This window comes from Arthrobacter sp. 08Y14 (genome assembly GCF_002929455.1).
Lineage (GTDB): Bacteria > Actinomycetota > Actinomycetes > Actinomycetales > Micrococcaceae > Arthrobacter_B > Arthrobacter_B sunyaminii.
Genome location: NZ_PJIX01000001.1, coordinates 289,638 through 302,135, shown reverse-complemented (window position 1 = coordinate 302,135; position 12,498 = coordinate 289,638). Strand labels below are relative to the sequence as shown.

The following is a 12,498-nucleotide window of genomic DNA, read 5'->3' as shown; positions in this document are numbered from 1 at the left end:
TGGCCGCGGGCCGGATGACATTACTTCACGGGAAGGAGGGCAGCCATGTCCACGACCTCGGCAACCGGCGGACCGGCTGACTCCGAGTGGGTGCGGCCCACCTGGGAAGAAGTAGTGCAGGCGCACTCAGCCAAAGTGTACCGGCTGGCCTACCGCCTGACCGGCAATCGGCACGACGCCGAAGACCTCACACAAGAGGTGTTTGTCCGTGTCTTCCGCTCCCTGGAGAATTTCCAGCCCGGAACCCTGGACGGGTGGCTGCACCGCATCACCACAAACCTCTTCCTGGACCAGGCGCGGCGCAAGAGCCGTATTCGGTTTGACGGCATGACCGAAGAGGCTGAGAGCCGGCTCCCCAGCAACGGACCTGGACCCGAGCGGAGCTTTGAGTTCAATAACCTGGACGTGGATATTGCCCGGGCGCTGGATGAACTTCCGCCCGACTTCAGGGCTGCCGTAGTCCTGTGCGACCTTGAGGGCCTGTCCTATGACGAAGTGGCCCGGGCCCTGGGCGTCAAGCTTGGAACGGTCCGCTCCCGGATTCACCGCGGCCGAACCATGCTGAAAGAGAAACTGGCGCACCGCGATCCCCAGGTCCGTCCCCAAACCGGACCGCGGCTCAAGCTGCCGCGCGTGGCAGGCGCCAACTGATTTCATGCGACACCCCAAACGCCTTTTGCAGGAATACCTGGACGGTCAGGCCAGCCCGGCCCGTGCCGCTGTACTGCAGGCACACCTTTCGCGGTGTGCCCGTTGTCGTTCAGAAGCAGCCAGGGAACGCCGGCTGCGGGCACGCCTGAAATCATTTGCGGTTCCTGAACCGGGTCCTGAGCTGCGCGAACGCATCGAACGCACGGCACGTCCAGCAGATGACGGGATACCGGCGGATTATGCACGTCCTCCCGGACCAAGCCGGAACCGCCGACGACGCTTCGCATCTGCCACAGGAGTAGTGGCCGCCGCCGTCGGGCTGGTCCTTTCCACCGCCTACCTGCTGGGAGGCTGGGCCCAGCCTCCTGTAACGCAGCAGGCAGCGCCGGGGCTGGCCGATGTGTGGACCGACGTAACCGGAGGAGGCCGGGATGATCAGCTGGCTCCTGAACAGCTCGCGGAACTGCGGTCCCGCGGGTGGGCCTGCCCGGAGCTCGCATCGGCGGGAATGGCCGTTGCAGGGGCCCGGGCTGCGCTGGTTGACGGAGAACCGGCGGTCATCATGACCCTGGAGGGCAAGGGGGACAGCGTGACCGTGTATGAGACCCACCCTGCTTCCTGGTCCGAAGAGACCGTGGTGGACGGCGTCAGCGGGAAACCGGTCACGGAGGAAGGTTTCATCCTGCAGGAAGAGCGTCCCGGACGCCCGCAGATATGGATTCATCCCCAGCGTCCCCATCGCGCTGTTGTGGCCTCCAAGCGGGTTACCTACACCGTGGACGTGTCTTCGTCCGGGACCGTTCTGAACGAAGCTGTCAGCGAGATTTCCCTCACCGAGTCATCGAGGCTGGCGCTTCATGCCCGGGAGAAGGCCCATGGGGTGTGGGACCGCATCAAGAGCGGCTTTACCATCATGACGGGCTCCGGGGGACAGGATTGACCGGACCGCAGGAAAACCGTCAGTCCGGAGCCGGAGCCGGAACTGGCTTGCGGTGCAGCAGGAAAGGTAGTCTTCACAGGTGATCGGAATCAACGGCTATGAGCTGCTCGTCCTGGCGATCCTTGCCGTAGCGGTGCTGGGTCCCGAAAGGCTGCCGGAATACGCCTCCCAGCTTGCCCGTTTGGTCCGTGAAGTACGGCGGATGGCCACTGGTGCCCGGGAACAGCTCCGGGAAGAGGTTGGCCCCGAAATTGACGAGGTTGACTGGCGCAAACTTGATCCGCGGCAGTATGACCCGCGCCGGATCATCAAGGAAGCACTTCTGGATGATTTCGAAGACGCCGTCAAGCCCGTCAGAGCGCGGCCCGCGCCTGCTGCACCGCAGGCAACCGCAGGTGCCCCCGGACGCGCCGCTGCACCCAGCGGAGCTCCGGCTGTGAAGCCGCTCATGCGGCTGCAGGACGGGGACCGGGCGCCCTTTGACACCGAAGCCACCTAAACACGCTGAGAAGCCAAAGCGGCGGAACAGGACCTCCTAGCGCGGTGTAACACCGAGCTTCAAGCCCGAGAGTCCCCGGGGACGCCTGGCCAGGGCCCCGGCTATGCGGCGAAGCTCAGCGCCCGCCGAACCTTCCACCAGGGCTGATTCCGAGAGCACCACGGGTGCACCGGAATCTCCGCCGGTCCGCAGATCAACATCGAGCGGGATGCTTCCCAGCAGCGCAATGTCCTTGCCCAGTGCTTCGCTGAGCCGTTTGGCGACGATGTCTCCGCCGCCGGAGCCGAACAGCTCCATCCGTTCTCCGGTGGGCAGCTGCAGCCAGGACATGTTCTCGATAACACCTGCGACGCTCTGACCGGTTTGGGAAGCCACTGTTCCCGCCCGTTCCGCCACATCTGCCGCCGCCGCCTGGGGCGTGGTCACCACCAGGATTTCCGACTGCGGCAGGAGCTGCGCCACGGAAATAGCGATGTCGCCGGTGCCCGGCGGCAGGTCCAGGAACAGGACGTCAAGGTCGCCGAAATACACGTCGGTCAGGAACTGCTCCAGAGCGCGGTGGAGCATGGGTCCGCGCCAGGCCACCGGAGCGTTGCCGGCAACGAACATGCCAATGGAAATCGTCTTGATGCCGTAGGCCACGGGCGGAAGGATCATTTCATCCACGCGGGTGGGCGGCTGGGTGATGCCCAGCAGCCCGGGGATGGAGAAGCCATGAACATCAGCGTCCACGATCGCCACGCGCAGTCCGGAGGCGGCCATGGCCGCGGCAAGGTTCACGGTGACACTGGATTTTCCCACCCCGCCTTTCCCGCTGGCCACCGCGTACACGCGGGTCAGGGAACCGGGCCGGTTGAAGGGAATGTCCTTGGCTCCGCCGGGACCGCGCAGTTTTTCCTTAAGCGCTGTCCGCTGCTCCGCGGTCATGACGCCAAGGTCAACACGGACCCCGGTGATGCCCTCAACGCTGCCCAGGACGCGTTCGACGTCGGCGGTAATGGTTTCATGCAGGGGGCACCCGGAGATGGTGAGCAGGACGCCCACGGAGGCGACGCCGTCGTCGTCCACGGACACCCCGCTGACCATTCCCAGCTCAGTGATGGGGCGCCGGAGCTCCGGGTCCAGGACCGCGTCAAGCGCAGCCAGCGCACGGTCGGCTGTGTGTTGCAGTGGTGCCACGCTCTAGTTTTCCCTCCCGCCCGGATTGAGTTTGGGCATGTGTTCCGTGGCCGCTGAGGATCCCGAAGAATCAGGACGACGGCGCTGGCTGCGCTTTGCGGGGGCGTCCTCGGATGATTCGCTGTTGTTGGCTTCGAGCAGTTCCTCGAGGAGGCTTCTTAGCTCCGACCGTACGTAGTCGCGGGTGGCGACTTCGCGCAGGGCGATCCGCAGCTCGGCGATCTCCCGGGTCAGGTACTCCGTGTCCATCAGGTTTCGCTCAGCGCGTTCGCGGTCCTGGCGCACCGACACACGGTCCCGGTCATCCTGGCGGTTCTGTGCCAGCAGGAGCAGCGGGGCGGCGTAGGAAGCCTGCAGCGAAAGCATGAGGGTCAGCAGCGTAAAGCCCAGCGCAATGTCGTCGAAGCGCAGGGGCTCCGGTCCCCAGGTGTTCCAAATCAACCAGACGGCACAGAACACCGTCATGTAGAGCAGGAACTGCGGGGTGCCCATGAAGCGGGCAAAGTTCTCGGTGGCGTGGCCAAAGGCATCCGGGTTCGGAGACAAGCGCGGAAGCCAGCGTGCACGGGCGGTCCGGGGCGTATCCAGGCCGCTGGTCTGCGACTTTACTTTTTCAGCCATGGGTCCTTCCCTGCTTCACATCGGTTGGTGCGTCGTCGGAGGCACGCCAGTCGTCCGGAAGCAGGTGGTCCAGGACGTCATCCACGGTCACCGCCCCCACCAGACGGCCGGCGTCATTGACGACAGGCAATGAATTGAGGTTGTAGGTGGCGAGCATCCGGGACACTTCGCTGATGCTCGCGTAGTCCCGGACCGGCTCCAAGTCCGTATCAAGGATATTCCCCAGTGCCTCCGGGGGAGCCGAACGCAGCAGCTGCTGGATGTGCACCACGCCGAGGTACCGTCCGGTGGGTGTTTCCAGCGGAGGGCGGCACACGTAAATCGAGGAAGCCAGGGCCGGAGTCAGCTCCTCGCGGCGCACATGGGCCAGCGCTTCGGCAACCGTAGCCTCCGGCGGCAGGATGACGGGAACCGGGGTCATCAGGGAACCGGCGGTGTCTTCCTCGTAGTTCAGCAGCCGCCGCACATCGCGGGCGTCCTCGGGTTCCATCAGCTGCAGGAGCTCTTCCTTCTGGTCCTCCGGAAGTTCGTTGAGCAGGTCAGCGGCGTCGTCGGGGTCCATTTCCTCCAGGACGTCGGCAGCGCGCTCCACATCCAGGGACTGCAGGATCTGGACCTGGTCGTCGTCAGGAAGTTCCTGCAGGACATCCGCAAGGCGCTCGTCCTGGAGTTCGCTGGCGACTTCAATCCGGCGCTTGCCGGTCATCTCATGCAGGGCATCGGCGAAGTCGGCAGCCTTCAGGTCATCATTCTGGGCCACGAAGGAGGTGGCGGCCTGGGGGCCGGAGGTGTCCCAGTGGATGATGTCCTTCCAGTCCACGATCATCTGTTCACCGCGCCTGCGCAGGGGGCGCAGGCGGGATTCCGGACCGCTGCGGCGGACGAAGAGGTTGGACACGTGCCAGTCGCCGGCACGGTTCTGCTCAATGGCAATGTCTTCAATGGTGGCTTCGCCGCTGCCGTCCCGCAGCGTGACCTTGCGGTCGAAGAGCTCTCCCACCACCAGCATCTCCGCGCCGCGCTGTTCGAAACGGCGCAGGTTGACCAGCCCGGTGCAGATGATCTGGCTTGGATCCATGGAGGTGATGCGGGTAAGCGGCACAAAGACGCGTTTCTTGCCCGGCACCTCCACCACAATGCCTACGGCCTGCGGAGGACGCCCGGGCCCGCGGTCCAGCACGACGGCGTCGCGAAGGCGGCCCAGACGGTCACCCAGGGGGTCGAATACGTCGAGGCCGAGCAGGCGTGCGATGAAGACGCGGGTAGGATTTTTGCTCACATTCTTAGGCTACGGGGTGCCCGGCGCTTCCGCCGTATCGGCGGCTCTGCCGCAGCACCGGCCGGGGAGGAATGCACGGCCGGTCCCGGCACCGCCGTGGGATGAAGTTCACTTCGAGCGATACGGCCCCCATGGGAGCGGTATGTGGGACAGAATGGAGGGATGTCTACCCTTTTCGGTTCAAAGCCGCCACGTGATGAAGGCCGCGCCCTGCCCCAGGGCGAAACGGTGGGCCGCTACACCGCCTACCTGGATGCCCAGAAGGCGGTGGACTATCTGGCAGACAGCAAGTTTCCGGTGCAGATGGTCTCCATTATCGGCAGCGAACTGAAGTCGGTGGAACGGGTGACCGGCAGGTTGTCCTACCCCAGGGTTGCGCTGTCTTCGATGGCTACCGGTGCCTGGTTCGGGTTGTTCGTTGGATTGGCGCTGATGCTCTTTGCCGGCGGGGAAAGCTATGTTTCCCTGATCCCGTCCATGGCTCTTGGTGCAGTGTTCTGGCTGCTGTTCGGTGTGCTCGCCTACGCTCTCCAGCGGGGCCGGCGGGACTTCACCTCCACAAGCCAGGTCATTGCCACGAGTTACGACGTGATCGTGGCACCACAGGCCGCCAATGACGCCCGCCGCCTGCTGCAGCAGCTGCCGATGATCGGCCAGCACGGCCACCCCCAGCCTCCGCAGTACCGTCCGCCGTACACCGGCCCCCAGGGGCCCCATGGGCAGCAGGGCGGGCCCGGAGCGGCTCCGGAGCGGCCGGCCGGATGGGCTAACCCGTACGGGGCGGCAACCGGCGGGCAGCCATCCCAGCCGAACCAGCCAACCCAGCCGGCGGACGCCGGGCAGGAAGGGCAGGCGCCGGGCAGGGAACAGGCCCCCACGGGAACCGTCCCCCGGGGGCAGTTCCCGGATCTTCCCGACGGCCGTCCGCAGTACGGAGTGCGGCTTCCCTCCGCCCCGGCGGCAGCCCCGCCCGCCGCGACGCACAGCGGCGAAGAGAAGGAGCACGGCGAAGGAGAAGGCGGGGTTCCCCGCCAGCAGGCATAAAGACTAAACAGCGGAAGGCTCCGCACCCTAGGGTGCGGAGCCTTCCGCTGTTTAGTCGTCTGTCAGGACACCGTCAGTTACTCGGCGAGTCCGGCCATCCAGTCTTCTACGTCTTCCGGATTGCGCGGCAGAGCGGCGCTGAGGTTCACCGGACCGTCGGCGGTGATGAGGATGTCATCCTCAATGCGCACACCGATGCCCCGGTATTCCTCGGGAACGGAGAGGTCCTCGTTCTTGAAGTACAGGCCCGGTTCGATGGTGAACACCATTCCCTCGGTGATGATGCCGTCCAGGTAAAGCTCCTTGCGGGCCTGGGCGCAGTCGTGAACGTCGAGACCGAGGTGGTGGCTGGTGCCGTGCGGCATCCACCGGCGGTGCTGCTGGCCGTTGTCCGAGAGGGCTTCCTCCAGGGAGACCGGCAGGAGGCCCCAGTCGGCCAGCCGCTCGGCCAGAACCTTGACGGCAGCCTGGTGCACGTCGCGGAACTTGGCGCCGGGCTTGGCGGCGGCAAAGCCTGCGTCGGCGGCATCGAGGACGGCCTGGTAGATCTTGCGCTGCACCTCTGAGTAGGTGCCGTTGACCGGAACGGTGCGCGTGATATCGGCGGTGTAGAGGCTGTCGGCTTCCACTCCGGCGTCGAGGAGCAGGAGCTCGCCGGCGTTGACGGTGCCGTTGTTGCGGATCCAGTGCAGGACGGTGGCGTTGTTGCCGGCCGCGGCAATGGTGTCATAACCGAGGTCGTTGCCCTCTTCACGGGCTCGGGCGAAGAATGCGCCCTCCACTACCCGCTCGCCCCGGGGGTGGGAAATTGCGCGGGGAAGGGCCTTGATGACCTCGGTGAAACCGTTGACCGTCGCCGCAACGGCGGCTTCCATCTGCTGCACCTCCCACGCGTCCTTGATCAGGCGCAGTTCGGACAGGGCCTCGGTGAGCTCGCCGTCCAGGGAGTCAAGGGCGCTGAGGTCAACGTTTTCCGGGTCCATGGCGGTGTTGTAGCGGACGGTGTCCACCAGCGCATCCACCATTTCGTCCACCTTGCGCAGCAGCCGGACGGAGACGCCGCCGAACTGCGGATCGCCGACGTTGGAGGTGATGGCCGTTTCGGCCTCGTCCAGGTGGCGGGTGGGCAGGTCCAGCAGGGCGCTGACCTGTTCCAGGCCCAGGCGCGAACCGATCCAAAAAGCGCCGTAGCGGGCGTTGGAGTAGAACTCTTCGCTGTCGGTGCCGGCCAGCGGACGGAAGTAAAGGACGGCAGTGTGGTTCCCGCCGTCGTCGCCGGTTCCCGGTTCAACCGGCTCCATGATGAGGATGGCGTCCGGCTCCCGGTCCAGGCCAAGACCGGTCAGGTGCGCAAAACCGGAGTGCGGCCGGAAACGGTAGTCGGTGTCATTGGACCGGACTTTGAGCGGGCCGGCGGGGATGACGAGGCGCTCACCCGGGAACCGCTCGGACAGGGCACGACGGCGCTTGGCGGCGTAGGGGGCAACTTCTGCGCGCGCGGGAAGCTCGGCGTCGTCCTCGGCCCATCCCGTGGCCATGAAGGCCTTGTAAGCCTCGTTGGACGGTTTCTGGGAGCGGTTGTTTACGCGGTCATCCAAGGGCTGCCCTTCGGACAACTCCCCGAGACCCGACGTGTCGGCGGTGGTCATTGGATTCGCATCAGTAGTCACCCCTCCATGGTCTCACTGTGCGGACGGGGCGGCCAAACATGCGCAGAAGCTTCCTGCGGCAGCGTGCAATCCCGCAGGGGCCTGAAGCAAGTACATTGATGGGGTGAGAATCGACCTGCACACGCACTCCACAGTCTCCGACGGAACGCAGCCGCCGGCGGAGGTGATGCGTTCGGCTAAAGAGGCAGGGCTGGACGCGGTGGCCCTGACCGACCATGACTCCACCTCCGGGTGGGCAGAGGCAATGCAGGCCGCCCGTGAGGAAGGCCTGATCCTGGTGCCCGGGATGGAAGTTTCCTGCCGGAGCAGCGAAGGGATCAGCGTTCACGTGCTGTCCTACCTGCATGATCCGGCGAACCCGGAACTGTTGGCGGAAATCGCCAGGTCCAGGACCGCACGGGTGTCACGGGCGGAAATGATGGTCCAGCGGCTGGCGGAAGACTTCCCCATCGACTGGGACCTGGTGCAGCGCCATGTTGCTCCGGGGGCGACCATCGGGCGGCCGCACATCGCTGATGCGCTCGTGGCCGCCGGAGTGGTGCCCAACCGCTCGGCTGCCTTCTCCGGCATCCTTACGGCACGCTCGCGCTACTTTGTGGCCCATTATGCGCCGGACCCGGCCCGCGCCGTCGAGCTGATCCGCGCGGCCGGGGGAGTGCCCGTGTTTGCCCACCCGGTGGCGTCCTCCCGCGGACGCGTGGTGGGTGAAGAGACTTTCCGCGAAATGATCGACGCCGGGCTGCTGGGTGTTGAAGCGGATCACCGCGACAATCCGGAGGAAGGCCGGGCGTGGCTGCGCCGCCTGGCAGCGGAGCATTCGCTGCTGGTCACCGGGTCCAGCGACTACCACGGGACCGGCAAACCCAACCTGCTCGGGGAATTCACCACGGACCCGGAGGTGCTGGACAAGATAGAGTCCCTGGCAACCGGGACCGCCGTCGTCCGGCCGTAGGATCAGGCGCTGGCCACGGACTGAACCGCGTCACTGGAAACAATGTCGGCCGCATGCCCAAGCCGCTTGGACATCACTTCAATGGCCTGTGGATTGGCATCCACACAGACAAACTTCCGGTTCAGCTTGGCGGCTACCGCGCCCAGCGTGCCGGAACCGGCAAAGAAGTCCAGGACCCAGTCGCCCTCACGGCTGCTGGCGGCCACGGTGCGCCGCAGCAAACCCTCGGGCTTTTGGGTGGGGTAGCCGGTTTTTTCCTTGCCGGTGGGGGACACGATGGTGTGCCACCAGACGTCGGTGGGCAGCTTGCCCAGCGCCACCTTTTCGGGAGTGACCAAACCCGGCGCCATGTACGGCTCGCGGTCCACCTCGGCATTGTCGAAGTGGTACGCCGCGGGATTCTTGACGTACACGAGGATGTTGTCGTGTTTGGCCGGCCACCGGTTCTTGGCCCGTCCGCCGTAGTCATAGGCCCAGATGATCTCGTTAAGGAAGCAGTCCCTGCCGAAAAGGGCGTCCAGCATGACCTTGGCGTAATGCACCTCGCGGTAGTCCAGATGCACGTACAGGGTGCCGTCGTCGGCCAGGAGGCGCCAGGCTTCGGCCAAACGTGGTTCCAGGAACGCCCAGTAGTCCTCGAAGGCGTCGTCATAGCTGGAGAGCAGGCCCTTGACCGTGCTGTAGCTGCGGCCTTTGAAACCGACGCGGTCGCCGCTGCCGTCGGTGCTGCGGACCATGGTGGTTTGCTGCCGCCGCTGGGACCGGCCGGTGTTGAAGGGCGGGTCCACGTAAATCATGGTGAAGGCGCCGTCCGGCAGGGTCGGCAGGAACACTGCGTTATCTGCGTGTACCACCAGCGACCTGCCGGACGGTGACCAAAGGGGAGTGCTCATAAAAAGGAGTGCTGCCCGGTTATTCGGCTGCGGGTGCGGGGTTGCCGACCACTTCGCCGTTGCGGCGGCGCGTACGGGTGCGGCTGCGGCGGGGCCGCTGCGCAGCAGTGTCAGCGGATGCCGACGGCGCTTCGGCAGCGCGCACCGGGGCAGCCTGCGGGTCGCCGGAACGCCGGGACTCTTCACGCTTGTCGGAACGTCCGCGGTCGCCGCCGCTGAGGGGCCGGTCGCCGCGGGTGCCGCCCGTACGGGTCCGGTCACGGCCGCGGGAGGCGTCACGGGCGCCGTCACGGGACGGAGCGGAACCGTTCTTCTTGCCGGTTTCGCCGAGGTCCTCGATCTTTTCGGCATCAATGCCTGCATGGGTGCGCTTGTTGCGCGGCAGGCGTCCCTTGGTGCCTTCGGGGATATCGAGGTCCGTGTAAAGGTGCGGTGAGGAGGAGTAGGTTTCCACCGGCTCCGCCTGGTCCAGGCCCAGGGCCTTGTTGATGAGGCCCCACCGGGGGACATCGTCCCAGTCCACGAACGTCACCGCGGTGCCCTTGTTGCCGGCACGGCCGGTGCGGCCAACGCGGTGCAGGTAGGTCTTTTCGTCTTCGGGGCACTGGTAGTTGATCACGTGGGTGACGTCGTCGACGTCGATGCCGCGGGCGGCGACGTCGGTGGCTACCAGTACGTCAACTTTTTCATTGCGGAAGGCGCGCATGGCCTGTTCGCGTGCGCCCTGGCCCAGATCGCCGTGCATGGCGGCAACGGCAAACCCGCGGTCCGCCAGTTCCTCGGACAGCTTGGCGGCCGTGCGCTTGGTCTTGGTGAAAATGATGGTGCGTCCGCGGTCCTTGGCCTGCAGGATGCGGGACACCACTTCGCTCTTATCGAGGTTGTGGGCACGGTAGACAACCTGGCGGATGTCCTTCTTGGTCATGCCCTCGTCGTCAGGATCCGATGCCCGGATGTGGGTGGGCTTGGTCATGTAGCGGCGGGCCATGGCGACGACGGCGCCGGGCATGGTGGCCGAGAACAGCAGCGTCTGGCGCACTGCGGGCGTGGCGGCCATCAGGGTTTCCACATCCGGCAGGAAGCCAAGGTCCAGCATCTCGTCGGCCTCGTCGAGAACGACAATCCGGACGTTCTTCAGCGAGAGGTGCTTCTTGTTGTAAAGGTCGATCAGGCGTCCGGGGGTGCCCACCACGATCTCAACGCCGGCCGCCAGGGCCTCCGTCTGCGGCTCGTAGGCGCGGCCGCCGTAAATCGTGACGATCCGTGCACCGCGGCGCTTAGCAGCGGCGGACAGGTCGCCGGCAACCTGAACGGCAAGTTCGCGGGTGGGAACCACAATGAGGGCCTGCGGGGCGCCGGGCACGGCCAGGGAGGCGTAGGCCTCGTCGTCGGGCGCAATGACACGCTGGATGGCAGGAATGCCGAATCCCAGTGTCTTGCCGGTACCGGTCTTGGCCTGGCCAATGATGTCATGGCCGCCCAGCGCCACCGGCAGGGTCATCGACTGGATCGGGAAGGGATGGGTGATCCCCGCTTCGGAGAGGGATTCCACAATGTCGGAGCGGACGCCAAAATCCGCGAAGGTCAGTTCCGGGATTACGGCCGCTGGCTGCGTCGTGGCCAGGGTTTCAGCCACGTTCAAAGCTTCATTGCTGTCATCGGCGGTGAGGTGACGGGTGTCGTCCACCTGGGAAAGTTCAGTGTTCAATTAAGTACCGTTCAGTTAGGCATCGCGGCGCCAGGCTCGACGAGTGGCTGCAAGAGTCCACACCGGAGCGGATGGCGGGCGCATGATGCGTCCAGCGGAAGCCGATCGCGGGCTAACAACTGCAGGTCCGCCGCGGTGCATCGGGCACGGGCGACGGCCAAAAATTTCAAGATCGCGTAGGTATTGCGGGTCTGGCTAAGGTCTATCAGACGACCGGGCATCCTTTTACTACCAACCAGTCTACCCGGTGGGTGCCAGCCGCCATGCATTGGCGGGGCGCGGCGCGCAGACGACTGTCCGTTGCCGGCGGTACGCTGGGGTCCATGACAAACGGGACCCGCACTGAACCAGACTCCGCCTACGGCCCGGGATCCTCAGATGATGGAGACATTTACCGCCGCTTCCTTGCGGACCTCTTCGGCGTCATGGCGTATGGAGAGCTTTCAGCGTTTGAACGAATGTCCTCCGATGCACGTTTTTCACCCACCCTGCATGACCGCACGGTCCTGGGGCGGCTGGCCGTGCGCGAATACGAACACTTTGAGTGCGTCACGGAGCACCTGGTGAAGCTGGGCCTTGATCCGGAGGCGGCCATGCGCCCCTTCCAGCCCTCAGTGGACGCCTTCCATGACCGGACCCGGCCCGCGGACTGGTTTGAGTCCCTGATGAAGTTCTACGTCACGGATGCCATTTCAGATGATTTCTATCAGTCGGTTGCCGCACGGCTGGATCCCGCCACGGCAGAACTGGTTCTTGGGCTGAAGGAAGAAGCGGAGCCCGCGGGAGAAGTCCTTGAAGCCAGGCTGCAGCAGGCACTAGCCGATGATCCCCGGCTCGCGTCCCGCCTGGCCCTGTGGGGGAGGCGGCTGGTTGGTGAAGCGCTGACCCAGGCACAGCGCGTGGTGCTTGAGCGTGCGGTTGGAGGCGGGCATCTGCAGGGACCAGCACAGGGAGTGTATGGGGATGAGCTCAAAACTCTGTTCGCCGAACTGACCCGCAACCACTCCCGGCGGATGAGCCGGCTGGGTCTTACCGCCTGACAGGGACTCCCGCAGCCGCTGC

12 protein-coding genes are annotated in these 12,498 nt (G+C 65.5%); 6 read left to right on the top strand and 6 right to left on the bottom strand.

Annotated elements, in window-relative coordinates; translation table 11 throughout:
* Positions 1-45: 45 nt before the first annotated feature.
* The 3 genes from sigE (at position 46) to CXR03_RS01325 (ending at position 2,090) form a co-directional block, all read left to right on the top strand.
* Entirely contained in the window at positions 46-651 is a 606-nt protein-coding gene (gene sigE, locus CXR03_RS01335) for an RNA polymerase sigma factor SigE (RefSeq protein WP_104052617.1), read from the top strand.
* A gap of 4 nt (positions 652-655) precedes the next feature.
* On the top strand, positions 656-1,591 hold the full coding sequence (locus CXR03_RS01330; protein ID WP_104101466.1) for a zf-HC2 domain-containing protein: 936 nt from the start codon (positions 656-658) through the stop codon (positions 1,589-1,591).
* A gap of 79 nt (positions 1,592-1,670) precedes the next feature.
* Positions 1,671-2,090: a Sec-independent protein translocase TatB gene (locus CXR03_RS01325; RefSeq protein WP_104101465.1), complete on the top strand. Its 420-nt coding sequence runs from the start codon at positions 1,671-1,673 to the stop codon at positions 2,088-2,090.
* Between the two features lie 36 nt (positions 2,091-2,126).
* Here the strand turns inward: CXR03_RS01325 and CXR03_RS01320 are convergent, their stop codons facing one another.
* From CXR03_RS01320 to CXR03_RS01310, 3 genes are read right to left on the bottom strand one after another with little or no spacing between them, the layout of a single operon-like run.
* On the bottom strand, positions 2,127-3,269 hold the full coding sequence (locus CXR03_RS01320; RefSeq protein WP_258073443.1) for an Mrp/NBP35 family ATP-binding protein: 1,143 nt from the start codon (positions 3,267-3,269) through the stop codon (positions 2,127-2,129).
* A gap of 3 nt (positions 3,270-3,272) precedes the next feature.
* Entirely contained in the window at positions 3,273-3,890 is a 618-nt protein-coding gene (locus CXR03_RS01315; protein ID WP_104052614.1) for a DUF1003 domain-containing protein, read from the bottom strand.
* Positions 3,883-5,169 carry a magnesium transporter gene (locus tag CXR03_RS01310; protein WP_104052613.1) on the bottom strand — a complete coding sequence of 429 codons (1,287 nt, stop codon included), beginning with the start codon at positions 5,167-5,169 and terminating at the stop codon, positions 3,883-3,885. Before CXR03_RS01310 ends, CXR03_RS01315 begins: the two co-directional genes overlap by 8 nt.
* 162 nt (positions 5,170-5,331) lie before the next feature.
* On the opposite strand from CXR03_RS01310, the gene CXR03_RS01305 reads away from it, so the two are divergent.
* Entirely contained in the window at positions 5,332-6,213 is an 882-nt protein-coding gene (locus CXR03_RS01305; protein ID WP_104101463.1) for a general stress protein, read from the top strand.
* A gap of 77 nt (positions 6,214-6,290) precedes the next feature.
* On the opposite strand, the gene CXR03_RS01300 is transcribed toward CXR03_RS01305, so the two are convergent.
* On the bottom strand, positions 6,291-7,862 hold the full coding sequence (locus CXR03_RS01300) for an aminopeptidase P family protein (RefSeq protein WP_104101461.1): 1,572 nt from the start codon (positions 7,860-7,862) through the stop codon (positions 6,291-6,293).
* 124 nt (positions 7,863-7,986) lie between these two features.
* Here CXR03_RS01300 and CXR03_RS01295 point away from each other — a divergent pair, with 124 nt between their 5' ends.
* Positions 7,987-8,835, top strand: a complete 849-nt coding sequence (locus tag CXR03_RS01295; protein WP_104101459.1) for a PHP domain-containing protein — start codon at positions 7,987-7,989, stop codon at positions 8,833-8,835.
* Positions 8,836-8,837: 2 nt separating this feature from the next.
* Here CXR03_RS01295 and CXR03_RS01290 read toward each other — a convergent pair whose 3' ends face one another.
* Positions 8,838-9,728 (bottom strand): site-specific DNA-methyltransferase, encoded by an 891-nt coding sequence (locus CXR03_RS01290; protein ID WP_104101457.1) that lies wholly within the window; start codon positions 9,726-9,728, stop codon positions 8,838-8,840.
* Positions 9,729-9,747: 19 nt separating this feature from the next.
* Positions 9,748-11,364: a DEAD/DEAH box helicase gene (locus CXR03_RS01285; protein ID WP_258073523.1), complete on the bottom strand. Its 1,617-nt coding sequence runs from the start codon at positions 11,362-11,364 to the stop codon at positions 9,748-9,750.
* 395 nt (positions 11,365-11,759) lie between these two features.
* Here CXR03_RS01285 and CXR03_RS01280 point away from each other — a divergent pair, with 395 nt between their 5' ends.
* Positions 11,760-12,476, top strand: a complete 717-nt coding sequence (locus CXR03_RS01280; RefSeq protein ID WP_104052608.1) for a ferritin-like fold-containing protein — start codon at positions 11,760-11,762, stop codon at positions 12,474-12,476.
* Positions 12,477-12,498: the final 22 nt, after the last annotated feature.